Below are 25,497 nucleotides of genomic sequence, written 5' to 3' on the forward strand. Positions count from 1 at the left end.
CCCGGATCCGCCCCCCACGGCCGGCCGGGGCCCTTCACCGTTGGGGCATGGCAGCGAAGGATGTGCTCGGCCGCCGCGGTGAGGACCTCGCGGTGGAGTACCTGACCGACCACGGGCTCGTGGTCCTCTCCCGCAACTGGCGGTGCCGCGACGGCGAGCTCGACGTCGTCGCCACCGACCAGGACCGGCTCGTGGTCTGCGAGGTCAAGACCCGCTCCACCGACTGGTTCGGTGAGCCCGCGGAGGCCGTCACCGGGAAGAAGGCGGCCCGCATCCGGCGGGTCACGCAGGCCTGGCTGGCCACCCACGGCGTCAGGTGGGTGGAGGTCCGCTTCGACGTCGTCTCGGTGGTCGCCGCTCCGGGCCGTCCCGTCACGGTGGCCCACTACGAGGGTGCGTTCTGATGGGCCTCGCGCGCACCTGGTCGGTCGCCCTGCTCGGGGTGGAGGGCCATCTCGTCGAGATCGAGGCCGACGTCGGGCGGGGCCTGCCGGGCATGCACCTGGTCGGGCTGCCGGACGCCGTCCTCAACGAGTCGAAGGACCGCATCCGGGCGGCGGTGATCAACTCCGGGCGCGAGTGGCCCAAGGAGAAGATCGTGCTCGCGCTCTCGCCCGCCACGCTCCGCAAGGCGGGGTCGGGCTTCGACCTGGCGCTGGCGTGCGGGGTGCTGGGCACCAGCGGTGTCGTCGAGCAGTCGGCGCTCGACGGCACCGTCCTGCTCGGTGAGCTCGCGCTCGACGGGCGGCTCCGTCCGGTGCGCGGCGTGCTGCCGTGCCTGCTGGCGGCCCGCGCGGCCGGGATGCGGCGGGTCGTGGTGCCGGAACCGGTGCTGGAGGAGGCGGCCCTCGTCGAGGGCATCGCGGTGTTCGGGGCGCGCAGCCTCACCGACGTGCTGGCCTTCCTGCACGGCGACCTGAGCCTCCCGGGCCCCGGGCCGGCGGCCGAGATCGGTGGCGACGAGCCGCCCGACATGGCCGACGTCGTCGGTCAGGACGACGCGCGGCAGGCGTGCGAGGTCGCGGCGGCCGGCGGCCACCACCTGCTGCTCGTCGGTCCACCGGGCACGGGCAAGACGATGCTCGCGCAGCGGTTCGTCGGGCTGCTCCCGCGGCTCGCGGCCGACGAGGCGCTCGCGCTGGCGGCGGTCCGGTCGGTGGCGGGGCGGCTCCCCGCGGTGGGTGGGCTGTCGCGCGTGCCGCCCCTGGTGGCACCGCACCACTCCAGCTCCATGGCCGCGCTCGTCGGTGGGGGCAGTGGTGTGGCCCGTCCCGGGGCGGTGTCGCTGGCGCACCGGGGAGTCCTCTTCATCGACGAGGCCCCGGAGTTCGGCCCCCACCTGCTCGACGCCCTGCGCACCCCGCTGGAGGACGGCGAGGTCCGGCTCGCGCGCACGGAGGGCACGGTCCGCTACCCGGCCAGGTTCCAGCTGTTCATGGCGGCCAACCCGTGCCCGTGCGCGCCGGCCCACGACCGCGACTGCGTCTGCCCGTCGCTGGTCCGTCGCCGCTACCTGGGGCGGTTGTCCGGTCCGCTGCTCGACCGCGTCGACCTGCGGGCCCGGATGTTCCCGATCACCGGGCTCGCGGTCGCCTCCGACGGCGGCGAGAGCACCGCCGCCGTGCGGCGGCGGGTGCTCGCGGCCCGGGCCGCCGCCGCCGAGCGCTGGGCCGGGGAGGGCTGGCGCACCAACGCCGAGGTGCCGGGGCCGGTCCTGCGCACCCGCTTCGCCCTCCCGCGCCGGGCCGTCCGCCCCCTCGACGCCGGGCTGCGCGCCGGCGAGCTCACCGCCCGGGGGGCCGACCGCGCCCTGCGCGTGGCCTGGACCCTCGCCGATCTGGCCGGACGGACGAGCCCCGACCAGGAGCTGGTCGAGACGGCTCTGTTTTTTCGCGACCGGAGGGCGGCATGAACCCCGACGGCGCCGGCGGTCCGGTGTACTCGGGACCCTTCGCAGGACCGGAGGGCGGCATGGATCCCGGCGCCGCCGGCGGTCCGGCGGGCTCGGCGCCGAACCCCGCTGTCGCACCCGAGGTGCTCCTCGCCCGCGCCTACCTCTCGCGGGTGGCCGAGCCGCCCGCTCCGGCGCTGGCCCGGTTCGTCGCCGGGCTGGGGCCGGTGGAGGCGGCCGCGCGGGTGGCCCGCGGCGCCGTGCCCGACGCCGTGGCCCGCGAGACCTCCGCCCGGCGCACGGTCGACCGCGCCCGGGCCGACCTCGATGCCGCAGCCGCCTGCGGGGTGCGGCTGCTCACCCCCGAGCACGAGCAGTGGCCGCACTGGCCGTTCGCGGCGTTCGCCGTCGCGGGGAAGGACGAGCTGGCCCCGCCCCTGGCGCTGTGGGTCCGGGGGCCGGGTGCGCTCGCCGATCTCTGCGAGCAGTCGATCGCCGTCGTCGGCGCACGGGCCGCCACCGACTACGGCATGCACATGGCGGGCGAGCTGGCACGGGGAGCGGGAGACCACGGGTTCACCGTCGTGTCCGGCGCCGCCATCGGCATCGACGGCGCCGCACACCGCGGCGCGCTCGCCGTCGAGGGCCCCACGGTCGCCGCACTGGCCTGCGGTCCGGACCGCGCCTACCCCATGGCGCACGAGGTGCTGCTGGAGCGCATCGCCGAACGGGGGCTGGTGGTCAGCGAGTACCCGCCCGGCTCCGTGCCCGGTCGCCACCGCTTCCTCGTCCGCAACCGGCTCATCGCGGGGATGGCCGGCGGCACCGTGGTGGTCGAGGCCGGTCTGCGCAGCGGCGCGCAACGCACCGCGTCCGACGCGCGGGCGCTGGGCCGACCGCTCATGGCCGTGCCGGGAGCGGTCACCAACGGGCTCTCGGCGGGGTGCCACCGGCTCATCCGCGAGGGTGCGCAGCTGGTCACCCGCATCGAGGAGGTGCTGGAGTCGGCGGGCCGCATCGGGTTCCACCTCGCCGAGGACCCCGTCGCCGGCCCCGCCCGGCCCACCGACGGGCTCAGCGCGGCCGCCGCGGCCGTGCACGACGCCCTGCCCGCCCGCGCCGCTCGCGAGACCGGCTGGATCTCGCGCGAGGCGGCGGTGCCGATCGGCGCCGTGCGGGCGGCGATGGTCGATCTCGAGCGCCGCGGACTGGTCGAGCACCGCGACGGCCGCTGGCGACGCCGGCCGGTCCCCGCGGACGAGGGGTGTGGCGGTGCTTGACCCGCCGCGGCGCAGCGCCCACCGTCGCGGTCGTGCCCCCGTCGCCCGAGCTCGCGCCCCGCATCGCCGCCGTGCTCGACGACTTCGCGACCCACCTGGAGGTCGAGCGGGGTCGCTCACCCCACACCGTCCGCGCCTACCGGGGTGATCTGGCCGGGCTGCTCACCGGGCTCGACGACCTCGCGGAGCTCGACCTGGCGGCCCTGCGGCGCTGGCTGGCCGCCGGCCACGCGGCGGGGGCGGGCCGCTCCACCCTGGCCCGCCGCGCCGCCGCCGCCCGGTCGTTCACCGCCTGGGCCCGCCGCACCGGGCGCATCGCGACGGATCCGGGGGCGCGGCTGGTGTCCCCACGGCCCCGACCGGTGCTGCCCGCGGTGCTCGGGATCGAGCAGGCGGCCTCCGTGCTCGACGCGGCGGAGGCCGGGGCGGCCGAGGGCGAGCCGGTGGCGCTGCGGGACCGCCTGGTGCTGGAGCTGCTCTACGCCACCGGCGTCCGGGTGGCGGAGCTGTGCGGGATCGATCTCGACGACGTCGATCCGGGTCGCCGTGCGCTGCGCGTGGTCGGCAAGGGCAACCGCGAGCGCACGGTCGTCTACGGTGTGCCCGCGGCCGCGGCCCTCGTGCGCTGGCTCGAGTCCGGACGGCCCGCGCTGGTGCGGGACACGTCCCCGCCGGCGGTCCTGCTCGGGGCCCGCGGCGGGCGGCTGGACCAGAGGATCGCGCGCGAGGTGGTGCACCGCGCCGTGACGGCCGTCCCGGGTGTGCCGGACGTCGGACCGCACGGCCTGCGGCACGCCGCCGCCACTCACATGTTGGAGGGCGGCGCGGACCTCCGTTACGTACAGGAGTTGCTCGGTCACGCTAAGCTAGCAACCACTCAGCTCTACACACACGTGACCGTCGAGCGGCTGAAGGTGGTACATGAGCAGGCGCACCCCAGGGCGTGATCCCGTCCTGGTTGAATCCGCGCAGCTCAGGGCGTGCGTGGGCCCCATCGTCTCGGCCGTCGCGCCGAAGCCGGCCTCGGTTCTCGAGCTCGTTCCGGACCGGGATCCCGCCCGTCCGCCCCTTCGGCCGTCCGGGTTGGACGAGCTCTGGTCGGAGTACCTGGCCGGACCGACACGCCCATTGCGCGATCGGCTCGTCCTCCACTACGCGCCGCTCGTCCGGGCGGTCGCCCACCGCGTCGCGGTCGGCCTGCCCTCGTACGTGGACCACGCCGACCTGGCGCAGTCGGGGGTGTTCGGCCTGATCGACGCGGTCGAGCGGTTCGACCCCGAGCGCTGCCCCCGGTTCGAGAGCTACGCCGCCCAGCGGATCCGCGGGGCGATCCTCGACGAGCTGCGGGCCCAGGACTGGGTGCCCCGCACCGTCCGCGGCCGGGCACGCGAGCTCGAACGCGCTCAGGAGCGGCTCGAGAACCGGCTGCTGCGCGCCGCCACCGACCGCGAGCTGGCGGACGAGCTCGGAGTGCCGGTGCGGGACCTGCGGGGCCTCACCCAGCAGGTCCAGATGATCAGCGTCGAGGCGCTGGAGGAGAACAGCGGCGGTGTGTCCGAGCTGCTCGCCGACGACCGCACCCCCGACCCCATGGCCGTCGTGCAGGCGCGGGAGACGATGCGCCAGCTCACCATGGCCGTGGCGCAGCTCGGCGAGCGCGACCGCCGGGTCGTGGAGCTCTACTACCTGGAGAACCGCACGCTCGCGGAGATCGGCCGGCTGCTCGGGGTCACCGAGTCGCGGGTCTGCCAGCTGCACTCCCGGCTGGTCGGCCGCCTGCGCGGCCGGCTCGAGGAGCTCGCCGTCGGTTGACGGGCTACCGGCCGGGGGCCGGTGGGTCGCCGTCGGGCCACGGGTCGGGCACCGGCAGCAGGCGCACCCGGGTGGGACCCAGCAGGACGAGCGGGTCCAGGTAGTCGAGACGGTCGCGCCGCACGCCCCAGTGCAGGCAGACGGCCTCCGCGGCGCATCCGGTGTGGCCGGGCTCCAGCACGCCGAGCACGTCACCCGCCCGCACCACCGCCCCGGTGGCGACGGTGGCGGAGACCGGCTCGTAGGTGGTGCGCAGCCCGTCGTCGTGCTGGACCGACACCACGCCGTGCCCGGCCACCGGGCCGGCGAACGCCACGGTGCCGGCCCGCGCGGCCAGTACCGGCTGCCCGGCCCGGCCGGCGAGATCCACGCCCCGGTGGCCCGGGCCGTAGGCGTGCGTCGGAGCCCGGAACGGCGTGAGCACCGCGGGCGGCGGCTGGAGCGGCCAGGCGTAACCGGCTCCCGGCGCGGGGACCCCGGCCCCGGGAGGTGGCGGCGGTGCGGCCGCGAGCCCCGGGTCCGTGCCGGATCCCTCCGGTCCTGCCACGTCCGACGCGGTGTCGTCCGGCGGTGCGCCCGGCACGGCCCCACGCCCTCGCCCGTCGGGTCGCTGCCCCGCAGAACCCGACGCAGCGCCGGCCCCGGCCCGCCCGTACCCGGCCCGAGACGCGCTGTCGGTCGTCCCGGCGGTGGCGGCCACGGAGGCCGCGGCCGCCGACGCCGGCGGGCCCCCGACGGGCCCGAACGGCGGGAGGCAGACCGCCAGCAGGCACACGGCCGTGAGCGTCCGTCGCGAGCCTGGTTGCCGACCGTTCCCCACCCGTCCAGCCTGGCGTCCGCCCCGGCCGCGCGGGCGGGAACCGGGCGTCCTGTGGACAGGCCGACCACGATGGGGACAACCGCACCGGTACCAGGTGAGAGCCGTTCCGGCCCCGGCGTACACTCGACCCGCACCTCGAATGCTGTTCGAGGTGACTTCGCGCGCTTGCGTACCCACCAGGTGGGAAACGGCGGACGGGCGGTCCTGCAGGCCATCTCCTCGCAGGTCCGGACGCCGACGCGACGCCAGGGCGATGCCGCCGGCCGGCAGCATCGCGAAACCGCGTGCGTGGCCCGGGGCCACGTCTGAACCGAGAGGCGAATGTGGCAGTGCCCGTCGTCACCATGAAGCAGTTGCTGGACTCCGGTGTGCACTTCGGGCACCAGACCCGGCGCTGGAACCCCAAGATGAAGCGCTACATCCTCACCGAGCGCAACGGCATCTACATCATCGACCTGCAGCAGACCCTGTCGTACATCGACCGGGCCTACGAGTTCGTCCGCGAGACCGTGGCGCACGGCGGCACGATCATGTTCGTCGGTACGAAGAAGCAGGCGCAGGAGGCCATCGCCGACGAGGCGGGCCGCGTCAACATGCCCTACGTCAACCAGCGTTGGCTCGGCGGCATGCTCACCAACTTCCAGACCGTGCACAAGCGCCTTCAGCGGATGAAGGAGCTGGAGGCCATGGAGCAGACGGGGGGCTTCGAGGGTCGCACCAAGAAGGAGATCCTCATGCTCACCCGCGAGAAGACCAAGCTCGAGAAGACGCTCGGTGGTATCCGGGACATGACCAAGATCCCGTCCGCGGTGTGGATCGTCGACACCAAGAAGGAGCACATCGCCGTCGGTGAGGCCCGCAAGCTGGGCATCCCGGTCGTCTCCATCCTGGACACGAACTGCGACCCCGACGAGGTCGACTTCCCGATCCCGGGCAACGACGACGCGATCCGCTCGGCCGCGCTGCTCACCAAGGTGATCGCGCGCGCCGCGGCCGACGGGCTCATGGCCCGCTCGGAGCGCAGTGGCGGGGCCAAGTCCGGTGACGACAAGGCCGCCGACGAGCCCCTGGCCGAGTGGGAGCGCGAGCTGCTCCCGGTCGGTGCCGGTTCCGACGGTGCCAGCCTGACCGACGCCGCCGCCCCGGCGGAGGCGCCGGGCGCCGCCGCCACCACGGCGCCGGCCACCACCAGCAACGGCACCCCGCAGACCACCAGCTGATCCGCCGCCGACCCCGGGCCGGCACCCGGCCCGGGGTCGGTTGCGTCCCCCCTCCACGAGAACGGACCACGAGGCAGCACCATGGCGAACTACACCGCCGCCGACGTCAAGAAGCTCCGGGACCTCACCGGTTCCGGGATGATGGACTGCAAGAAGGCGCTCGAGGAGTCCGACGGCGACTTCGACAAGTCCGTCGAGCTGCTCCGTATCAAGGGCGCGAAGGACATCGACAAGCGAGCAGGTCGCGAGACCGCGAACGGGCTCGTCGTCGCCGAGGGCGGCACGATGGTCCAGCTCAACTGCGAGACCGACTTCGTCGCCAAGAGCGCCGACTTCCAGACCCTCGCCGACAGCGTCCTCAAGGTCGCCGTCGCCGAGAAGCCCGCCGACCTGGAGGCCCTCAAGGCCGCCAAGCTCGACGACGGCACCGTCGAGGACGCCGTGCTCAACCTCTCCGCCCGCATCGGCGAGAAGCTCGAGCTCAAGCGCTACATCCACGTCGACGGCCCGGTGGCGGTCTACCTGCACCGCCGCGCGTCGGACCTGCCGCCCGCGATCGGCGCGCTGGTCTCCTACGACGGCGCCGACGAGGAGCTCGTCAAGGGCGTGGCCATGCACGTGGCCGCCGCTCGTCCGCAGTACACCACCCGCGAGCAGGTCCCGGCCGACGTGATCGAGAACGAGCGTCGCATCGCCGAGGCCACCGCCCGCGAGGAGGGCAAGCCCGAGCAGGTGCTCGCCCGTATCGTCGACGGCCGCATCAACGGCTACTACAAGGACGTCGTCCTGCTCGAGCAGGCGTCGGTCCAGGAGCCGAAGAAGACCGTCAAGGCCCTGCTCGATGCCGCCGGCGTCACCGTCAAGGACTTCGCCCGCTTCGAGGTCGGGCAGGCCTGAGCACGATAGGAAACACTCTCACGATGACCGACCTCCGGACCGGCCCCGACGGCACCCGCCCAGGCTTCCGCCGTGTGCTCCTCAAGCTCGGCGGCGAGATGTTCGGCGGTGGTGCCGTCGGGGTCGATCCGGGGGTGGTCGAGGCGGTCGCGCGTCAGATCGCCGAGGTCGTCTCCAGCGGCGCGCAGGTGGCGGTCGTCATCGGCGGCGGCAACTTCTTCCGCGGCTCCGAGCTGCAGGAACGGGGCATGGACCGCGCCCGCGCCGACTACATGGGCATGTTGGGCACGGTCATGAACTGCCTCGCTCTGCAGGACTTCCTGGAGCGCGAGCACCACATCGACACCCGCGTGCAGACCGCCATCACGATGGGCCAGGTCGCCGAGGCCTACATCCCCCGGCGCGCGAGCCGGCACCTGGAGAAGGGCCGCGTTGTGATCTTCGGCGCCGGCGTCGGCATGCCGTACTTCTCCACCGACACGGCGGGCGCCCAGCGCGCGCTGGAGATCGGCGCCGAGGCGTTGCTGCTGGCCAAGGGCGTCGACGGCGTCTACACGGCCGATCCCAAGATCGACCCCGACGCCAAGATGTACGACGAGATCACCCACCGCGAGGTCCTGGAGCAGGGTCTCAAGGTCGCCGACGCCACGGCGTTCAGCCTCTGCATGGACAACCGGATGCCGATCATCGTGTTCAACCTGCTGACCGAGGGCAACATCGCCCGTGCGGTGCGGGGTGAGAGGATCGGCACGCTGGTCAGCACCCCCGAGGAAGGCAGCACCGAGGAAGGCAGGCAGTCGTGATCGACGAGACGCTCTTCGACGCCGAGGAGAAGATGGAGCGGGCCGTCGCGGTCGCCAAGGACGACCTCGCGAGCGTCCGCACCGGCCGGGCCACGCCGAACATGTTCTCGCGCGTGGTCGTCGAGTACTACGGGGCGATGACGCCGCTCAACCAGCTGTCGTCGATCAGCGTGCCCGAGGCGCGCATGGTCGTCATCAAGCCCTACGACGCCGGTTCGCTCAAGGCGCTGGAGAAGGCGATCCGCGAGTCCGACCTGGGGCTCAACCCCAGCAACGACGGCCAGATCATCCGCGTGATCGTCCCGCAGCTGTCCGAGGAGCGCCGCCGCGACATGGTCAAGGTCGCCCGGGGCAAGGGCGAGGACGCGCGCGTCACCATCCGCAGCGTCCGGCGCAAGGCCATGGACGAGCTGCACCGCATCGTGAAGGACGGCGAGGCGGGTGAGGACGAGGTCGCCCGTGCCGAGAAGGAGCTGCAGGGCACGGTCGACAAGTACGTCGCCCAGGTCGACGACCTGGTGAAGCACAAGGAAACCGAGCTCCTCGAAGTCTGAGCCCGTGACCGCATCCTCCTCCGACCTCCCCGCTGCCGCCGCCGTGGTCGTGAACCCAGCAGGCGGCCCGCCGCCGCGGACGTCCCGCGCGGGGCGTCCTCTCGTGGCCGCCATCGCGGTCGGTGTCGGGATGGGTGCGGTCATCCTGGCGTCGCTGCTGATCGAGCGGCACTGGTTCGTCGCGGTGCTGGCGTTGTCCACGGCTGTCGCGACGGTGGAGCTCTCGGGTGCGCTGCGCCGCGGCGCCGAGATCGCCGTCCCGCTACCGGTACTGCTGGTCGGCGGGCAGGCGATGGTGTGGCTGTCGTGGCCGTTCGGCCTGCGCGGGCTGGCCATCGCGTTCGCGGGCACGGCGCTGGCCGCGCTGCTGTGGCGGATGCGGGCGGGCTCGGCCCACTTCGTCCGGGACGTCACCGCGGGCATCTTCACGGCGGCCTACGTGCCGCTGTTCTGCTCGTTTGCCACCCTGATGACGGTCTCCCCGGACGGGCTGGGCCGGGTGTTGACGTTCCTGCTGTGCGTGGTGGCGTCGGACGTCGGCGGGTACGCGGCCGGGGTGGTCGCGGGCCGGCACCCGATGGCGCCCACGATCAGCCCCAAGAAGTCCTGGGAGGGCTTCGCGGGGTCGCAGGTCGCAGGCATGGCGGCCGGGGTGCTGTGTGTGGTGTTCCTCATGCACGGGCCGTGGTGGGCCGGGGTGATCACCGGTGCGGTGCTCGTGGTCAGCGCCACGCTGGGCGATCTCGTCGAGTCGCTGATCAAGCGGGATCTCGGCATCAAGGACATGGGTCACCTTCTGCCGGGCCACGGCGGCCTGATGGACCGGCTCGACTCGTTGCTGCCCACCGCCGTCGTCGCGTGGGCGGTGCTGGGGCTCCTGATCCCGGTATGAGACCGGCTCCGCCGATCCCCAGCCCGAACATCTGGCACTGGCCCGAGGTCTACGAGCAGGAGAACCGCGCCCAGGACGTCCACGGTGCGATCTGGGCGGCGCTGCGCGAGGCGGCGCCCTGGCACGGCCTCGACGTGGTCGACGTCGGCTGCGGCGACGGGTTCCACCTCCCGATGTTCGCCGGCGCCGCGTCCGTCACGGGCGTCGAGCCCTACGCGCCGCTCGTGGAACGGGGACGGGCACTGGGGCGGCCCGTGCGGGCGGGGAGCGCGACGGCGCTGCCGCTACCCGACGCGTCGGTGGACCTGGTGCACGCCCGAACCGCGTACTTCTTCGGCAAGGGCTGCGAGCCGGGGCTCGCCGAGGCCGAGCGCGTGCTGCGGGCCGGCGGGGCCGTCGCGATCGTCGATCTGGACGCCACGCAGGGCCCGTACGGCCGGTGGATGCGCGCCGACATCCCGCACTACTCCCCGGTCGCGGCGGAGCGGTTCTTCACCGGGCTGGGCTTCTCGCTGCTGCGCATCCCCACCACGTGGCGCTTCCCCGACCGGGCCACGTGCGAGGCGGTGCTGCGCATCGAGTTCTCGCGGTCCACGGCCGACCGGGCGCTCGCCGAGACCCCCGGCGTCGAGATCCCGGTCGCCTACCGCCTGCACGTGCGCCGCAAGCGACCCGTGCGCGGATAACGGTGTTCCCGCCCTGATATTCGCGCACGACCCCTCAGGCCACCGTGATGTCGGTGCCCTTCACGGTCACGGCCTTGGCGGTGAGGCCCGTCTGCGCCGGGCCCTGGGTGACGCTGCCGTCGAGGGCGAACACGCTGCCGTGGCACGGGCAGATGATGCTGGCGCCCTGCACCTGGGCCACGGCGCAGCCCTGGTGCGGGCACGTGGTGGAGAAGCCGGTGAACGTGCCGGCCGAGGCCTGCGTGACCACCACCTGCTGAGCGGTGAAGATCTTCGCGCTGCCGACGGGCACGTCCGACGTCGGACCGAGCACGGTGCCGGCGGCCGCAGCGGGGGCGGCGGGCTCCGGCGGCGGGCCGCCCGCGCACGCGGTGGCGGCGAGGCCGGTGCCGAGCACGACGGCGCCACCGACCACCACGGTGCGGCGGCTCAGTTCGGGGGAGGGCGTCAACGTTCTCTCCTGAGGGGTGAGGGAGGCGATCACGACAACGCTGTCACATGCCGTGTGGGTGCCGCGTGGGGTTGCTCGCTACCGTGGGTGGCATGCGTCATCCCACGGTCCCGTACCTGGAGGCTCTGGCCGGCGGTGCCTGGTGGGTGGTCGGTGCGGCCGCGCTGTCCACCGGCCCGGGCACCGTGATCCTGGCCGCAGGCCTGGGCGTCACGGCCGGCCTCGTGGTCGCGCTGCGCCGCCGGCACGGCGCGGGCGAGCCGCTCCCGCCCGGCGGCCGCACGAAGCTCCTGCAGTGCGTGATCGGGGCGATCGTGCTCGTCGCGATCGCGAGCACGCTGCTGGGGATGGTCTCGCTCGGTGAGCTCGCGGTACCGCTGGCCTGCGCGATCACCGGCGGTGCGCTGTTCCCGCTCTCCGCCCTCCTCGACGACCGGTCCCTGCTGGCCGCGGGCGGTGCGCTGCTCGTGCTGGGGGCCGTCGGGGCGCTCCTGGCGCTGGACTCGGCCGGCGCGCTCTACCCGCAGGGCGTCGTCGGGATGATCACCGGGCTGGTGCTCTGGATCACCGCCGCGGCACGCACCGGGCTGCTGGCGGAGGCACAGGGCCGCGTACGCCGCTGAGCTGGCACACTGAGGGGGTCATGACTTCCCTCCCGCTCGTGTTCGACGCGCCCAGGCGCGCCCTCCCGCCCCGTCACCTCGCCGACGTCGACCCGGCCGAGCGCCGCGACGTCGCGCGCGAGCTCGGCCTGCCCGGCTTCCGCCTCGACCAGCTCGCGCGCCACTACTTCGGCCGCTTCACCGCCGACGTCGAGCAGATGACCGACCTGCCCGCCGCCGCCCGCGAGACGCTGGGCGCGCTGCTGCCCGCGCTCGTCACGCCGGTGCTGGAGCAGCAGTGCGACGGCGGTGCCACCCGCAAGACGCTGTGGAAGGGCCACGACGGCACCCGCGCCGAGTCGGTGCTGATGGGCTACCCCGACCGCGCCACGGTGTGCGTGAGCAGCCAGGCCGGCTGCGGCATGGCGTGCCCGTTCTGCGCCACCGGCCAGGGCGGGCTGGAGCGCAACCTGTCCACCGGCGAGATCGTCGAGCAGGTCCGCCAGGCGGCCGCGGCCGCCCGCGACGGTGCCCTCGGCGCCCCGGCGCGCCTGTCCAACGTGGTGTTCATGGGCATGGGCGAGCCGCTGGCCAACTACAAGCGCGTGGTGGCGGCCGTGCGCCGCATCACCGCGCCCGCCCCCGACGGTCTGGGCATCTCCGCGCGCGGCGTCACGGTCTCCACGGTGGGGCTGGTGCCCGCGATCGACAAGCTCACCGCCGAGGGCCTGCCCGTCACGCTCGCGGTGTCGCTGCACACCCCCGACGACGAGCTGCGCGACACGCTCGTGCCGGTCAACAACCGGTGGAAGGTCGACGAGGTGCTCGACGCGGCGCGGCGCTACGCGATGGCCACCGGGCGCCGGGTGTCCATCGAGTACGCCCTGATCCGCGACGTCAACGACCACCCGTGGCGGGCCGACCTCCTGGGCAGGAAGCTCGCCCAGCGCATCGGCAAGCACCGCGTGCACGTCAACCTGATCCCGCTCAACCCCACGCCGGGCAGTGAGTGGGACGCCTCCCCGCGGCCGGTGCAGGACGAGTTCGTCCGCCGCGTCCAGGCCGCCGGCGTGGCGTGCACGGTGCGCGACACCCGGGGCCGCGAGATCGCCGCCGCGTGCGGGCAGCTGGCGGCGTCCCAGACCTGATCGGGCAGGCCGGGGAGCGCGCTGAAGAACTCGGGCCTATTACGCCGCTCGCTACGGCCGGAGTTCTTCAGCACCTCCTAAGAGAGGCCCAGCACCTCCGCCAGGTCGAAGTCGACGGCCACCTCGAGCTGCTCGTACGTGCACGACTCCGGCTCGCGGTCGGGGCGCCAGCGCACGAACTGCGCGGTGTGCCGGAACCGCACGCCCTCCATGTAGTCGTAGCGCACCTCCACCACCCGCTCCGGGCGCAGCGGCACGAACGACAGGTCCTTGCCGTTGTTCCAACGGCTGGCCTCGGCCTTGCGCGGCGTCCGCTCGCCGTCCTCCTGCTTCGCCCACGCCCACGGGTGGTCGTCGAACGTCGTGACGAGCGGCTGCAGCTCCTCGAACAGCTCCCGGCGCCGCGCCATCGGGAACGCGCCGATCACGCCGACGGACGCGAGGTGGCCGTTGTCCTGGTAGAGCCCGAGCATGAGCGAGCCGATCACGTCCGGCCCGGACTTGTGCACGCGGTAGCCGGCCACCACGCAGTCGCAGGTGCGCTCGTGCTTGATCTTCGTCATGACGCGCTTGTCGGGCTGGTAGGTGCCGTCGGGCTTCTTCGCGATCAGCCCGTCGAGGCCGGCGCCCTCGAACTGCTCGAACCACTTCTGCCCGAGCGCGTGGTCGTCGGTGATCGGCGTGACGTGGACCGGCGGGGCGGCCTCGGCCAGCGCCTCCTCCAGCATCGCGCGGCGCTCGCGGAACGGGCGTCCGGTGAGGTCCTCGTCGCCCAGCGCGAGCAGGTCGAACGCCACGAAGCTGGCCGGCGTCTCCCTGGCGAGCATGTTCACGCGGCTCGCGGCGGGGTGGATGCGCTGCTGCAGCACCTCGAACTCCAGCGAGTTGCGCTCCCGGTCGAGCACCACGATCTCGCCGTCGATCACCGCCCGCTCGGGGAAGTTGGCGAGTACCGCGTCGACGACCTCGGGGAAGTAGCGGGTCATCGGCTTCTCGTTGCGGCTGCCGATCTCCACCGAGTCGCCGTGCCGGAAGATGATCGAGCGGAAACCGTCCCACTTGGGCTCGTAGAGCTGCCCGGTGGGGATGGCGGGCTGGGCCTTGGCCAGCATCGGCTTGACGGGCGGCATCACGGGCAGGTCCACCCGGCCCATCCTGCACCGTCGCGCAACCCCGACGTCCCCAGCCCGACGTCCCCAGCCTGACGTCGCAGCCCGTGTGGCTCCTCGCAGCGCGCCGACGGGCTGCGACGAAGCACGACGGGCTGCGAGGTCGTAGATTCCGCCCCTGTGGCCCGTTTCTCCGCCGCCGATCTCGAGGCCGCCCGCTCGCGCACCATCGACGACGTCCTCCCCGGACCGGACGACCCGCCGTTGCGGGTGCTGTTCTGCGGCATCAACCCGGGGCTGGTCTCGGCGGCCACCGGGCACCACTTCGGACGGCCCGGCAACCGCTTCTGGCCGGTGCTGCACGGCTCCGGGTTCACCCCGCGCCTGCTGCTGCCCGCCGAGCAGGACGAGCTGCGCGGGCTCGGGCTGGGCATCACGAACATGGTGGCGCGGGCCAGCGCCCGGGCCGACGAGCTGAGCGCCGAGGAGATCGTCGCGGGCGGGGTGCGGCTGCGGGAGCTCGTGCTGACGACGCGCCCGGCGTGGCTCGCCGTCGTCGGGATCACGGCCTACCGCACGGCGTTCGCGGCACCGAAGGCCGGCGTCGGCCCGCAGGACGAGCGGATCGGCCCGACGCGCGTGTGGGTGCTGCCCAACCCCAGCGGCCTCAACGCCCACTGGCAGCTGCCGGACATGGTGGAGGAGTTCGGCCGCCTGCGAGCGGCCGCCCCGGGGTCGTGAGCGGATATCAGTGCGGGAACACTGTTATCCGCGCACGGCGGTCAGTCGAGCTCCTGTGCCTCCGGCTCCGGGGGAGCCCCGGCGCCTTCGTGGGCATCGCGGTCGGCCCACTCCAGTAGCTGGTCGATGGGGAAGACCGCGTCGTCGATGCCCGCGTGCAGGTCGCCCAGCTCGGCGAACCGCTTCGGGACCGTCGCGATCGTGAAGTCGCCCGGGTCGGCGTCGTCGATCTCGTCCCAGCGGATCGGGGTGGACACCACGGCCTCCGCCACCCCCCGCACCGAGTACGCGGCGGCGATGGTGTGGTCGCGGGCGTTCTGGTTGTAGTCCACGAAGATCGACGCCGGGTTGCGGTCCTTGCGCCACCACGTGAGGTCCACCAGGTCGCAGCGGCGCCCCACCTCGCGCGCGAACGCGTGCGCGCCGCGTCGGACGTCGGCGAAGCCGTGGTCGGGCGGGATGCGCACGTAGATGTGCATGCCCTTGCCGCCGGACGTCTTGGGCCAGCCGGTGGCGCCGAGCTCGTCCAGCACCTCGTGGGCGACGTGGGCGACGCGCCGGACGTCGGCGTAGGACGCCTCGGGCATCGGGTCGAGGTCGATGCGCCACTCGTCGGGCTTCTCGACGTCCGCGCGACGGGAGTTCCACGGGTGGAACTCCACCGTGGACATCTGCACCGCCCACACCACGTCGGCCGGGTGCTGCACGCACAGCTCGTCGGCGGTGCGGTTCCAGCGGGGGAAGTGGATGCGCACGGTCTCGACCCAGTCGGGCGCGCCGCGGGGCAGCCGCTTCTGGTGCACCTTCTCGCCCGTGACGCCGGTGGGGAAGCGGTGCAGCATGCACGGCCGGTCGCGCAGGGCGCGCACGATGCCCTCGGAGACCGCGATGTAGTACTGCGCCAGGTCCAGTTTGGTCTCACCGCGCGCAGGGAAGTAGACGCGGTCCGGGTTGCTCAGCCGGACCGCGCGCCCCCCGACGTCGAGTTCGACCGCCGCGGACACCGGGAACTCAGCGCCGCCAGGCGTTGCGCTTCTTGCGGATCTGCAGCGCCATCCCGATCAGGACGACGATGATGACACCGCCGAGCCAGAGGTCCTGCGTGCGGCTCTGGTACGGGCCGATGAAGAAGGCCGCGCACAGGATGATGGTGACGACGCCGCCGGCGATGGTGCCGCCGGGCAGGCTGCCGTGCCACCCCCACTCGGCGGACGGCTCGTCCTGGGGGTCGACTTCGGACTGCTGTGCCAGCTCACGGGAGTTCCTCGCCACGCCCGTATCGTCGCACAACACCTCGACGAGAACGATCGGGGACGAGGATGATGGCGAGTGATGACTGGTACCCGATCCGTGCTCGTGCTGGGCTCCACCGGCTCCGTGGGCACGCAGGCACTCGACCTGATCTCCGCCAACCCGGAGTCGTTCACGGTGGCGGGGCTGGCCGCGGGCGGCAGCGACGTCATGCTCCTGGCCCGCCAGATCCGCGAGCACGAGGTGCGCCGGGTCGCGGTGGCCGACGTCAACTCCGCGGCCGCGCTGCGCCGGATGCTGCCGGGGATGGGGCTGCGGAAGGTCGAGGTGCTGTCGGGTCCCGGCGCGGCCACCGAGCTCGTCTCCACGACGCGGGCCGACACCGTACTCAACGGCATCACCGGCTCCATCGGGCTCGGCCCCACGCTCGCGGCCCTGCAGACCGGCGCGACGTTGGCGCTGGCCAACAAGGAGTCGCTGGTGGCCGGCGGGCCGCTCGTGCTGGCCGCCGCGGCCCCGGGGCAGCTCGTGCCCGTCGACTCCGAGCACTCCGCGCTGGCGCAGTGCCTGCGCGGCGGACGGGCCGAGGAGGTGGACCGGCTGGTCGTCACGGCGTCGGGCGGGCCGTTCCGCGGGCGCACCCGCGACGAGCTGGCCGACGTCACGGTCGAGCAGGCGCTGGCCCACCCCACCTGGGCGATGGGCCCGGTGATCACCGTGAACTCGGCCACGCTGGTCAACAAGGGCCTCGAGGTGATCGAGGCACACCTGCTGTTCGGCATCCCCTACGACCGCATCGACGTCACGGTGCACCCGCAGTCGATCGTCCACTCCATGGTCACCTTCACCGACGGCTCGACCCTGGCGCAGGCCAGCCCGCCCGACATGAAGCTGCCCATCGGGCTCGCGCTCGCCTGGCCCGAGCGGCTGCCCGGCGCGGCCACCCCGTGCCGCTGGGACGACGCCGCCACCTGGACGTTCGAGCCGCTCGACGAGGACACGTTCCACGGCGTCCGGCTGGCGCGCGAGGCCGGCGAGGGCGGGGGCTGCCTGCCCGCCGTGCTCAACGCCGCCAACGAGGAGGCCGTCGCGGCGTTCCTGGCCGGGGCGTTGACGTTCACCGGCGTCACCGACGTGCTCCAACGGGTGCTCGACGTGGCCGACGAGTGGTCGGCCGACCCCGGTACCGTCGAGGACGTGCTCGCGGCCGAGAACTGGGCCCGAGCGAGGGCGCAGGCCCTCACCCACCGATCTGGAGTCCTGTAGCCGATGATGACCGTTCTCGGGATCGTCCTGTTCTTCCTGGGCATCCTCTTCTCGGTGTTCTGGCACGAGCTCGGCCACTTCACCACCGCGAAGTGGTTCGGTATCAAGGTGCCGGAGTTCTTCGTCGGCTTCGGCAGGACGGTCTGGTCGCGCAAGCGCGGCGAGACGGAGTTCGGGCTCAAGGCCATCCCGCTCGGCGGCTACATCCGCATGATCGGCATGATCCCGCCCGCGAAGGGCGAGCTGCTGGGCAGCAGCCGCCGCACCGGCCCGTTCCAGGGCCTCATCGACGACGTGCGCCGGCAGTCGGCCGACGAGGTGCGCCCCGAGGACGCCGATCGGCAGTTCTACCTGCGGGCGCCGTGGAAGCGCGTCATCGTGATGTTCGCGGGCCCGTTCATGAACCTGGTCCTCGCCGTGGTGCTGTTCGCGGTGCTGCTGATGGGCATCGGCACGCCGACCGGGGCCAACACCACGGTCAGCGCCGTCAGCGCGTGCGTCGTCTCCGCCGACGCGAAGACCCAGGACTGCCCGCCCGGCGCCCCGCCCACCCCGGCCGCGGCCGCGGGCTTCCTGCCCGGCGACCGGATCGTCGCGTTCCAGGGCGTCAGCTACGCCCCGTCGGACTGGAGCAAGCTGCAGGTCGCCATCCGCGCGGCCACCGGCACCGTCGACGTCACGGTCGAGCGCAACGGCCAGCAGCGCACGCTGACGCCTACGCTGATCACCACCGACCTGCCGTCGCTCACCGACCCGAACGCCACGGTCCGGGCGAGCTTCCTCGGGCTGAGCCCGGTCACGGTCTACGAGCAGCAGAGCATCGGGGCGGTCTTCGGCCAGATCGGCGACATCATCGGCCGCACGGGGCAGGCGCTCGTGCAGCTGCCCCAGCGGGTGCCGGCCCTGTTCGGTTCGGTGTTCCTGGGCGAGCAGCGCGACATCAACGGGCCGATCGGCATCGTCGGCGCGTCGCGGATCGGCGGCGAGGTCCTCGCCGCGGACGCGCCGCCGCTCGTCGAGTGGTCGATCTTCTTGCAGCTGCTGGCCGGGCTGAACATCTCGCTGTTCCTGTTCAACCTGCTGCCCATCCCGCCCCTGGACGGCGGGCAGATCTTCCCGGCGATCTGGGAGGCCATCCGGCGGCGGATCGCCGCGGCGCGCGGCAAGCCCGATCCCGGCCCCGTCGACGTGGCCCGACTGATGCCGGTGGCCTACGTGGTGGCCGTCGTCTTCATCGCGTTCAGCGGGCTGCTGTTCATCGCCGACATCATCAACCCGGTCACCATCTCGTGACCCCGAGCCCACCCCTCGTCGCGATGCGCCTGCGGCGGCATCGTGTCCGCTGATCCCCTGGGCGTGGTGCGGCCGCTCGCCGTGTTCGACATCGACGGCGTTCTCGCCGACGTCCGCCACCGCCTGCACCACCTCGAGGTGTACCCGCAGCGGTGGGAGCGGTTCTTCTCCGCGGCCGACCGCGACCCGCTCCTGGAGGAGGGGGCGGAGCGCCTCCGGGCCGCGCTGGTCGACCACGACGTGATCTACCTCACCGGACGCCCCGAGCGGAACCGGCGGCTGACCGAGCGCTGGCTGCGCCACCACGGCCTCCCGACGCGGCCCCTGCTCATGCGCTCCGACGCCGACCACCGCCCGGCGCGCTGGATGAAGCGCGAGGCGCTGCGCACGCTGGCCGCCACCCGCGACATCATCTCGGTGCTCGACGACGACCCGGCGGTCGTCGCGGTGCTGGAGGAGGACGGCTGGCCCGTCGAGCTGGCCACCTGGCTGCCCCACTCGTCCACGCTGCAGAGCGCGCAGGAGGACGAGGGCCGCACCTGAGGGTGCTTCCCGCCACGGGGTGAGGCGCTCCCGTGCGCGCGGGAGGATAGTAGACGGAGTGAGCGTCTCCCTGGGTATGCCGGTTCCTCCCGCCCCGACCTTGGCTCCGCGCCGGAAGACCCGGCAGCTGCAGGTCGGCGCCGTGGGCGTGGGGTCCGAGAGCCCGATCTCCGTCCAGTCCATGACCACCACGCTGACCTCCGACGTCAACGCCACCCTCCAGCAGATCGCCGAGCTCACCGCGGCGGGCTGCGACATCGTCCGCGTGGCGTGCCCGAGCCAGGACGACGCCGACGCGCTCCCGGCCATCGCGAGGAAGTCGCAGATCCCGGTGATCGCCGACATCCACTTCCAGCCGAAGTACGTGTTCGCCGCGATCGAGGCCGGGTGTGCCGCCGTGCGCGTCAACCCGGGCAACATCCGCAAGTTCGACGACCAGGTCAAGGAGATCGCGAGGGCCGCCAAGGACCACGGCACCCCGATCCGGATCGGCGTCAACGCGGGCAGCCTCGACAAGCGCCTGCTGGAGAAGTACGGCAAGGCCACGCCCGAGGCGCTGGCCGAGTCGGCCATGTGGGAGGCGGGCCTGTTCGCCGAGCACGACTTCCACGACATCAAGATCTCGGTCAAGCACAACGACCCCGTCGTCATGATCCGCGCGTACGAGCTGCTCGCCGAGCAGTGCGACTACCCGCTGCACCTCGGCGTCACCGAGGCCGGACCGGCGTTCCAGGGCACCATCAAGTCCGCCGTCGCGTTCGGGGCGCTGCTGCGCCAGGGCATCGGGGACACCATCCGCGTCTCGCTGTCGGCCCCTCCCGTCGAGGAGGTCAAGGTCGGCATCCAGATCCTGCAGTCGCTCAACCTCAAGCAGCGCAAGCTCGAGATCGTGTCCTGCCCGTCGTGCGGGCGCGCGCAGGTGGATGTCTACACGCTCGCCGAGCAGGTCACCGCCGGCCTCACGGGCATGGAGGTACCGCTGCGCGTGGCCGTCATGGGCTGCGTCGTCAACGGCCCGGGGGAGGCCCGCGAGGCCGACCTCGGCGTCGCCTCGGGCAACGGCAAGGGCCAGATCTTCGTCAAGGGCGAGGTCATCAAGACCGTCCCCGAGCACGCCATCGTCGAGACCCTGATCGAGGAGGCGATGAAGATCGCCGAAACGATGGAGGCCGAGGGGGAACCCCAGGTCTCGGTGGGCTGATCTCGAATGGACACCGACGCACATCCCGTCGTTTCCGCGGCGGCCGGGGTATGGCACCGTAGGCGGGTGCTTCGTGTCGCCGGTGCGCGTCTCCTCGACGACCGTGACCGCTCCGGCGTGCGTGCCCTGCTGGACGACGACCCCGTGGCCGCCTGCATGGTGGCCGCCCGGGTCGAGGTCGCGGGGCTGGACCCCTGGCGGCTCGGTGGCGAGCTGTGGGCCGTCGGGTCGCGGCTGGAGGGGCTCTGCTTCTCCGGCGCCAACCTCGTGCCCCTGCGCGGTGACCGGCAGGCCGTGCGGGCCTTCGCCGAACGGGCCCGGCGCCACGGGCGCAGCTGCTCGTCGGTGGTCGGGCGCGCGGAGCTCGTGCTGCCGCTCTGGGAGGACCTCGCCGGGCACTGGACGCCCGCCCGGGAGGTCCGCGCCGACCAGCCCCTGATGGTGCTCACCGGGCCGCCCGCCGTGACGCCCAGCCCGTTCGTCCGCGCCGTGCGGCCCCACGAGCTCGATCGCTACCTGCCCGCGGCCATCGCGATGTTCACCGAGGAGGTCGGGGTCGACCCCCGCGCGGGCGACGGTGGTGCGGGCTACCGCTCGCGCGTGGCCGAGCTGGTGGCGGCCGGGCGGGCGTTCGCCCACTTCGAGGGCGACGAGGTGGTGTTCAAGGCCGAGATCGGCGCGCTGTCGTCGCGGGTGGGGCAGATCCAGGGCGTGTGGGTCAACCCGGCCTGGCGCGGGCGCGGCATCGGCACCGCAGGCACGGCCGCCGTCGCCGACCGGCTCTCGGCCATGGGACGCATCTCCAGCCTGTACGTCAACGGGTTCAACCACGTCGCCCGGTCGAGCTACAAGCGCATCGGGTTCACGCAGGTGGGCAGCTTCGCCACGGTCCTCTTCTGAGGAAGTGGTCCCGGATCCTGTCGGACCTCCTCGGCATACTGCAGCGGTGATCCGCCGTCTGCTCGCCCTGCTCGCCTCGCTCGTGCTCGTCGCGGGGCTCGCCGGGTGCGGGCTGTTCGGCTCCAGCGGGCCCGAGGCCGCGGCGGCCGATTTCGTCACCGCGTGGTCGGCGGGCGACATCACCGCCGCGGCGGCGGCCACCGACGACTCCCGGGCGGCCGCGCAGGTGCTCGGCTCCGTCCGCGATTCGGTGAAGCCCGTGTCGCTGAAGGCGGAGGTCACGCAGGTCCGGGAGGCCACCGACCGGGCGGCGGCCTCGATGACGGTCACGTGGGATCTCGGGCAGAACCGCACCTGGAGCTACCAGGGCGAGCTCGACCTGCTCAAGGCCCCCGACGCCGAGCAGGGATGGCTGGTGCACTGGGCGCCCACCGTCGTGCATCCGCAGCTCGCCACGCGGCAGTCGCTGGCGCTGCAGACGGAGTCGCCCCCACCCGCGCCCGTCGTCGACCGCAACGGGGTGCCGCTGCTCGCCGCCACCCTGGTCGTCAACGTGCTGCTCGACCGCAAGGCCGCCGGCAACCTCCCCGCCGTGGCCGGCAGCCTCGCCAAGGCGCTGGGGCCGATCGAGCCGCTGATCACCGTCGCCTCCATCACCGACGGCGCCGCGCGCACCCCCGACGGGCAGGCCTACAGCGTCGCGGTGCTGCGCGACACCGACTACCAGCAGGTCAAGCAGGCCATCTACGACCTGCCCGGGGTCCGGTTCGCCACGTCGCAACGGCTGCTGGCCCCCGACGCGGGGTTCGCCCGCCAGGTGCTGCCGGGCGTCCGCACCGAGATGCAGACCCAGATCAACGGCGTCGACGGCTGGTCGGTGCGCACCGTCGACAGCGCGGGTGCCACCGTCGCCACCCTCACGGAGAAGGCGCCGGTGTCCGGCAGCACCGTCACGCTCGGGATGGACCGCGCCGTGCAGACCGCCGCGGAGGACGCGGTCGAGCCGCTGCAGCAGCAGACCGTGATCGTCGCGATCGCGCCGTCCACCGGCGACGTGCTCGCGGTGGCCCAGAACGGTGCCGCCGACGCGACGGGGGCGCTCGCGCTCACCGGCCGCTACCCGCCGGGCTCCACGTTCAAGATGGCCACGGCGTCGGCCGCCCTCACCGGCCTGAAGCTCACCGCCGACTCGCCCGTCGCCTGCCCCGGCCAGACGGTGATCGGTGGCCGCCCCGTGCCCAACGAGAACAAGTTCGACCTCGGCACCGTGCCGTTGCGCACCGCGTTCGCGCAGTCGTGCAACACCACGTTCGCCACGCTGGGCTCCCAGCTCGGCCCCGACGCGCTGCCCACCGCCGCGCTGCAGCTCGGGCTCGGCGCCGACTACACCGTGCCCGGCATCACCACCGTCACCGGTTCGGTGCCCTCGTCCACCGACCTGGTGCAGCGCGCCGAGAACGGGTTCGGCCAGGGCCAGGTGCTCGCCAGCCCGCTCGGGATGGCGCTGATGGCCGCCACGGTGGCCAAGGGTGCCCCGGTGGTGCCCGAGCTGATCCGGGGCCGCCCGACGCAGGTGGTCAGGCCCGCCACCGCGCCCGACCCGGCCGTGCTCGCCCAGCTGAGGCCCATGATGCGGGCGGTCGTCACCGAGGGCACGGCGCGGGCGGTGGCCGGGCGGGGCGAGGTCTACGGCAAGACCGGCACGGCCGAGTACACGAACGACGGACGGGCGCACGGTTGGTTCGTCGGGTACCGGGGGGATCTGGCGTTCGCCGTGCTGATCGTGGACGGCGGCTCGTCCGGGCCCGCGGTCGTCGTGGCCGACCGGTTCCTGGCCGCGCTGAAGTAGGCCTACCCTGAACCGCATGTCTCCCAGCCGGATCCCTGCGCTCGCGTTCGTGGCCGACCTCGTCGCGGTCGTCGTGTTCGCCGCCATCGGGCGGGCGAGCCACGCCGAGTCCGACGGGCTGCTCGGGTTGGCGGCCACGGCCGCACCGTTCGCGGCGGGGCTGCTGGTGGCCTGGGCCACCCCGTGGCTGCGGGTGCGCCCGGCGGGCCTGCGCGCCGGCGGTGTGGCCCTGGCGGGCACGGTGGTGGTCGGCCTCGCGTTGCGTGCGGTGTTCCTCGGCCGGTTGCCGCTGAGCTTCGCGATCGTCGCCACCGTCTCGCTGGCGGTGCTGCTGCTCGGCTGGCGCGGCGTGGCGATGCTCGTCTCGCGCCGGGTGGCCCAGCGCGTCCGTTAGGCGCGGTTGGCCCTGCGGATCGCCACCCACAGACCCACGGCCGCACCGATGACGCCCACCGCCGCGCCGGCCACCGGGGCCAGCGGCTGGCCCAGCACCGCGCCCGCCACCAGCGCGAGCACCAGCGTCGGGACCATCACGAGCAGGAACGGCAGGAGCAGCCCGGGGGCCTTCTGCACGGCGGTGACGACGCGCGGGATGACCTGGGTGGCCTGGTCGTCGGAGTACGGCGCGACCCGCGGTGATAGCGCATTCGGCGCAATGACCATGGGCCAAGCGTAGCGACCGTCACAGCGATGCCTGTCCGCGGCCGGGGGCCGGAGTCCGACCTACACTGGTCAGATGTCCGCCCGCACCCTGCTGACGCCCGGAACCGTCTCGCCGATGCGTCCCGTCCCCGCGCACATCCCGCGCCCGGAGTACGTCGGCAAGAAGAGCCCGTCGCGCAGCACCGACCCGTGGGTGCAGGAGCCAGAGGTCATCGAGGCCATGCGCGTGGCCAGCGTCATCGCGGCGCGCGCCCTGCAGGCCGGCGGTGAGACCGTGGCGCCGGGCGTCACCACCGACGAGGTCGACCGCGTGGTCCACGAGTACCTCGTCGACCACGACGCGTACCCGTCCACGCTCGGCTACAAGGCCTTCCCCAAGTCGTGCTGCACGAGCCTCAACGAGGTGATCTGCCACGGCATCCCGGACTCCACCGTCATCCAGGACGGCGACATCGTCAACATCGACGTCACCGCGTTCATCGGCGGCGTCCACGGCGACACCAACGCCACCTTCCTCGCCGGCGACGTCGCCGAGGAGGACCGGCTGCTCGTCGAGCGCACCCGCGAGGCCACGCTGCGCGCGATCAAGGCCGTGCGGCCCGGGCGCGAGCTCAACGTGGTGGGCCGGGTGATCGAGTCCTACGCCAAGCGCTTCGGCTACGGCGTGGTCCGCGACTTCACCGGCCACGGCATCGGCCGCAGCTTCCACAGCGGCCTGGTGGTGCTGCACTACGACGAGCCGCAGGTGCACACCGTGCTCGAGGAGGGCATGACGTTCACCATCGAGCCGATGATCACCCTCGGCGGCATCGACTACGACATCTGGGACGACGACTGGACCGTGGTCACGAAGGACCGCTCCCGCACCGCCCAGTTCGAGCACACCATCCTCGTCACGGCCGACGGCGCGGAGATCCTCACCCTTCCGTAGGGGGCCGGGCGGCCACGGCACAACCATCACCTACGCCACCCCCGCGTCATGACGCCCGTGCGGACGCCACGACGCTGGTGCGGGTGGCTCGGCCGACGTAGCGTCGGGAGCATGGCACACGTCTACGAGTGCATCGACGCGACGATGGCGGCCTGGATCGAGGCGCAGCCGCTGTTCTTCGTCTCCACGGCGCCGCTGTCCGCCGACGGGCTGGTCAACGTCTCCCCGAAGGGCACCGGCGGCACGTTCCGGGTGCTCGACGGGCACACGTTCGCCTACCTCGACCTCACCGGCAGCGGGGTGGAGACCATCGCCCACCTGCGCGAGAACGGGCGGATCTGCGTGATGTTCTGCGCGTTCGACGGGGGGCCGAAGATCGTGCGGCTGCACGGCACGGGCCGGGTGACGTTCGCCGCCGACCCGGGCTTCGACGAGGCCGTCGCGCCGTTCGGGGAGGCCGCGGTGAGCCGGCGGCCGCAGTCCCGCGCCGTCATCACCGTCGACGTCACGCGCGTCTCGGACGCCTGCGGCTACAGCGTGCCGAGGATGGAGCTGGTGGAGGAGCGCGGGATCCTCGACGCCTGGGCGGAGACCCGCGGGCCGGAGAAGATCGCCACCTACCACGCCACCCGTAACGCGACGAGCCTCGACGGCCTGCCGGGGCTGCCCGTGGGCGCCCCGGCAGGGTCGTAGC

General features: G+C 73.3%; 29 protein-coding genes. 23 read left to right on the forward strand and 6 right to left on the reverse strand.

Annotated elements, in window-relative coordinates; all coding sequences use genetic code 11:
• Positions 1 to 47: 47 nt before the first annotated feature.
• Genes BGP03_RS14575 through BGP03_RS14595 form a run of 5 tightly spaced genes read left to right on the forward strand, consistent with a single transcriptional unit; the run spans position 48 to position 4,983 of the window.
• Entirely contained in the window at positions 48 to 404 is a 357-nt protein-coding gene (locus BGP03_RS14575; RefSeq protein ID WP_296375924.1) for a YraN family protein, read from the forward strand.
• The gene (locus BGP03_RS14580) at positions 404 to 1,912 is read left to right on the forward strand and encodes a YifB family Mg chelatase-like AAA ATPase (RefSeq protein WP_296375925.1); all 1,509 of its coding nucleotides are present in this window, start codon (positions 404 to 406) and stop codon (positions 1,910 to 1,912) included. The genes BGP03_RS14575 and BGP03_RS14580 overlap by 1 nt, the downstream gene beginning before the upstream one ends.
• Positions 1,909 to 3,171 carry a DNA-processing protein DprA gene (gene dprA, locus BGP03_RS14585; protein ID WP_296375927.1) on the forward strand — a complete coding sequence of 421 codons (1,263 nt, stop codon included), beginning with the start codon at positions 1,909 to 1,911 and terminating at the stop codon, positions 3,169 to 3,171. Before BGP03_RS14580 ends, dprA begins: the two co-directional genes overlap by 4 nt.
• 32 nt (positions 3,172 to 3,203) lie before the next feature.
• Positions 3,204 to 4,118 carry a tyrosine recombinase XerC gene (locus BGP03_RS14590; RefSeq protein ID WP_298801090.1) on the forward strand — a complete coding sequence of 305 codons (915 nt, stop codon included), beginning with the start codon at positions 3,204 to 3,206 and terminating at the stop codon, positions 4,116 to 4,118.
• Positions 4,093 to 4,983: a FliA/WhiG family RNA polymerase sigma factor gene (locus BGP03_RS14595; protein ID WP_298801091.1), complete on the forward strand. Its 891-nt coding sequence runs from the start codon at positions 4,093 to 4,095 to the stop codon at positions 4,981 to 4,983. Before BGP03_RS14590 ends, BGP03_RS14595 begins: the two co-directional genes overlap by 26 nt.
• 4 nt (positions 4,984 to 4,987) lie before the next feature.
• Here BGP03_RS14595 and BGP03_RS14600 read toward each other — a convergent pair whose 3' ends face one another.
• The gene (locus BGP03_RS14600; RefSeq protein WP_296375932.1) at positions 4,988 to 5,530 is read right to left on the reverse strand and encodes a M23 family metallopeptidase; all 543 of its coding nucleotides are present in this window, start codon (positions 5,528 to 5,530) and stop codon (positions 4,988 to 4,990) included.
• Between the two features lie 602 nt (positions 5,531 to 6,132).
• Here BGP03_RS14600 and rpsB point away from each other — a divergent pair.
• From rpsB to BGP03_RS14630, 6 genes are all read left to right on the forward strand, one after another.
• On the forward strand, positions 6,133 to 7,023 hold the full coding sequence (gene rpsB / locus BGP03_RS14605; protein ID WP_296376034.1) for a 30S ribosomal protein S2: 891 nt from the start codon (positions 6,133 to 6,135) through the stop codon (positions 7,021 to 7,023).
• Between the two features lie 81 nt (positions 7,024 to 7,104).
• Entirely contained in the window at positions 7,105 to 7,920 is an 816-nt protein-coding gene (tsf, locus tag BGP03_RS14610; protein ID WP_296375934.1) for a translation elongation factor Ts, read from the forward strand.
• Between the two features lie 23 nt (positions 7,921 to 7,943).
• Positions 7,944 to 8,723, forward strand: a complete 780-nt coding sequence (gene pyrH, locus BGP03_RS14615; RefSeq protein ID WP_296375935.1) for a UMP kinase — start codon at positions 7,944 to 7,946, stop codon at positions 8,721 to 8,723.
• Complete coding sequence (frr, locus tag BGP03_RS14620) at positions 8,720 to 9,277, forward strand: ribosome recycling factor (protein WP_296375937.1); 558 nt, start codon at positions 8,720 to 8,722, stop codon at positions 9,275 to 9,277. Before pyrH ends, frr begins: the two co-directional genes overlap by 4 nt.
• A 43-nt stretch (positions 9,278 to 9,320) precedes the next feature.
• The gene (locus BGP03_RS14625; RefSeq protein WP_296376036.1) at positions 9,321 to 10,169 is read left to right on the forward strand and encodes a phosphatidate cytidylyltransferase; all 849 of its coding nucleotides are present in this window, start codon (positions 9,321 to 9,323) and stop codon (positions 10,167 to 10,169) included.
• Positions 10,166 to 10,855 (forward strand): class I SAM-dependent methyltransferase, encoded by a 690-nt coding sequence (locus tag BGP03_RS14630; RefSeq protein WP_298801092.1) that lies wholly within the window; start codon positions 10,166 to 10,168, stop codon positions 10,853 to 10,855. Before BGP03_RS14625 ends, BGP03_RS14630 begins: the two co-directional genes overlap by 4 nt.
• A 34-nt stretch (positions 10,856 to 10,889) precedes the next feature.
• On the opposite strand, the gene BGP03_RS14635 is transcribed toward BGP03_RS14630, so the two are convergent.
• Positions 10,890 to 11,306 carry a Rieske (2Fe-2S) protein gene (locus BGP03_RS14635; protein ID WP_296375941.1) on the reverse strand — a complete coding sequence of 139 codons (417 nt, stop codon included), beginning with the start codon at positions 11,304 to 11,306 and terminating at the stop codon, positions 10,890 to 10,892.
• Between the two features lie 92 nt (positions 11,307 to 11,398).
• On the opposite strand from BGP03_RS14635, the gene BGP03_RS14640 reads away from it, so the two are divergent.
• Both BGP03_RS14640 and rlmN read left to right on the forward strand, forming a co-directional pair.
• Positions 11,399 to 11,929, forward strand: a complete 531-nt coding sequence (locus tag BGP03_RS14640; protein ID WP_298801093.1) for a hypothetical protein — start codon at positions 11,399 to 11,401, stop codon at positions 11,927 to 11,929.
• Positions 11,930 to 11,949: 20 nt separating this feature from the next.
• Positions 11,950 to 13,056, forward strand: a complete 1,107-nt coding sequence (rlmN, locus tag BGP03_RS14645) for a 23S rRNA (adenine(2503)-C(2))-methyltransferase RlmN (protein ID WP_296375944.1) — start codon at positions 11,950 to 11,952, stop codon at positions 13,054 to 13,056.
• 77 nt (positions 13,057 to 13,133) lie between these two features.
• Here the strand turns inward: rlmN and BGP03_RS14650 are convergent, their stop codons facing one another.
• Positions 13,134 to 14,201 (reverse strand): ATP-dependent DNA ligase, encoded by a 1,068-nt coding sequence (locus BGP03_RS14650; RefSeq protein ID WP_296375946.1) that lies wholly within the window; start codon positions 14,199 to 14,201, stop codon positions 13,134 to 13,136.
• 144 nt (positions 14,202 to 14,345) lie between these two features.
• Between BGP03_RS14650 and mug the strand changes: the two genes are divergently transcribed.
• Positions 14,346 to 14,906 (forward strand): G/U mismatch-specific DNA glycosylase, encoded by a 561-nt coding sequence (mug, locus tag BGP03_RS14655; RefSeq protein WP_298801095.1) that lies wholly within the window; start codon positions 14,346 to 14,348, stop codon positions 14,904 to 14,906.
• A gap of 41 nt (positions 14,907 to 14,947) precedes the next feature.
• Here the strand turns inward: mug and ligD are convergent, their stop codons facing one another.
• Both ligD and BGP03_RS14665 read right to left on the reverse strand, forming a co-directional pair.
• Complete coding sequence (gene ligD, locus BGP03_RS14660; RefSeq protein ID WP_298801096.1) at positions 14,948 to 15,910, reverse strand: non-homologous end-joining DNA ligase; 963 nt, start codon at positions 15,908 to 15,910, stop codon at positions 14,948 to 14,950.
• Positions 15,911 to 15,917: 7 nt separating this feature from the next.
• A complete protein-coding gene (locus BGP03_RS14665; protein ID WP_296375954.1) occupies positions 15,918 to 16,178 on the reverse strand; it encodes a DUF2631 domain-containing protein in 261 nt (86 codons plus the stop codon).
• Between the two features lie 60 nt (positions 16,179 to 16,238).
• Between BGP03_RS14665 and dxr the strand changes: the two genes are divergently transcribed.
• The 7 genes from dxr (at position 16,239) to BGP03_RS14700 (ending at position 23,603) form a co-directional block, all read left to right on the forward strand.
• The gene (gene dxr, locus BGP03_RS14670; RefSeq protein ID WP_296375956.1) at positions 16,239 to 17,423 is read left to right on the forward strand and encodes a 1-deoxy-D-xylulose-5-phosphate reductoisomerase; all 1,185 of its coding nucleotides are present in this window, start codon (positions 16,239 to 16,241) and stop codon (positions 17,421 to 17,423) included.
• A gap of 3 nt (positions 17,424 to 17,426) precedes the next feature.
• Complete coding sequence (locus BGP03_RS14675; RefSeq protein ID WP_296375958.1) at positions 17,427 to 18,716, forward strand: site-2 protease family protein; 1,290 nt, start codon at positions 17,427 to 17,429, stop codon at positions 18,714 to 18,716.
• Positions 18,717 to 18,758: 42 nt separating this feature from the next.
• Positions 18,759 to 19,259, forward strand: a complete 501-nt coding sequence (locus BGP03_RS14680) for a hypothetical protein (protein WP_296375961.1) — start codon at positions 18,759 to 18,761, stop codon at positions 19,257 to 19,259.
• 58 nt (positions 19,260 to 19,317) lie between these two features.
• Positions 19,318 to 20,460, forward strand: coding sequence for a flavodoxin-dependent (E)-4-hydroxy-3-methylbut-2-enyl-diphosphate synthase (ispG, locus tag BGP03_RS14685; RefSeq protein WP_296375964.1), 1,143 nt, complete (start codon positions 19,318 to 19,320; stop codon positions 20,458 to 20,460).
• A gap of 66 nt (positions 20,461 to 20,526) precedes the next feature.
• Positions 20,527 to 21,360 carry a GNAT family N-acetyltransferase gene (locus BGP03_RS14690; protein WP_296375966.1) on the forward strand — a complete coding sequence of 278 codons (834 nt, stop codon included), beginning with the start codon at positions 20,527 to 20,529 and terminating at the stop codon, positions 21,358 to 21,360.
• A gap of 46 nt (positions 21,361 to 21,406) precedes the next feature.
• Complete coding sequence (locus BGP03_RS14695; RefSeq protein WP_298801097.1) at positions 21,407 to 23,209, forward strand: penicillin-binding transpeptidase domain-containing protein; 1,803 nt, start codon at positions 21,407 to 21,409, stop codon at positions 23,207 to 23,209.
• A 16-nt stretch (positions 23,210 to 23,225) separates the two neighbouring features.
• Positions 23,226 to 23,603 (forward strand): DUF3054 domain-containing protein, encoded by a 378-nt coding sequence (locus BGP03_RS14700; RefSeq protein WP_296375970.1) that lies wholly within the window; start codon positions 23,226 to 23,228, stop codon positions 23,601 to 23,603.
• On the opposite strand, the gene BGP03_RS14705 is transcribed toward BGP03_RS14700, so the two are convergent.
• On the reverse strand, positions 23,600 to 23,872 hold the full coding sequence (locus BGP03_RS14705) for a hypothetical protein (protein WP_296375972.1): 273 nt from the start codon (positions 23,870 to 23,872) through the stop codon (positions 23,600 to 23,602). The two genes, BGP03_RS14700 and BGP03_RS14705, sit on opposite strands and share 4 nt — an antisense overlap.
• A gap of 73 nt (positions 23,873 to 23,945) precedes the next feature.
• On the opposite strand from BGP03_RS14705, the gene map reads away from it, so the two are divergent.
• Together map and BGP03_RS14715 are read left to right on the forward strand one after the other, a co-directional pair.
• On the forward strand, positions 23,946 to 24,803 hold the full coding sequence (gene map / locus BGP03_RS14710; protein WP_298801098.1) for a type I methionyl aminopeptidase: 858 nt from the start codon (positions 23,946 to 23,948) through the stop codon (positions 24,801 to 24,803).
• A 111-nt stretch (positions 24,804 to 24,914) separates the two neighbouring features.
• Positions 24,915 to 25,496, forward strand: a complete 582-nt coding sequence (locus BGP03_RS14715; protein WP_296375976.1) for a pyridoxamine 5'-phosphate oxidase family protein — start codon at positions 24,915 to 24,917, stop codon at positions 25,494 to 25,496.
• Position 25,497: the final 1 nt, after the last annotated feature.

The organism is Pseudonocardia sp. 73-21 (genome assembly GCF_001899645.1).
Lineage (GTDB): Bacteria > Actinomycetota > Actinomycetes > Mycobacteriales > Pseudonocardiaceae > Pseudonocardia.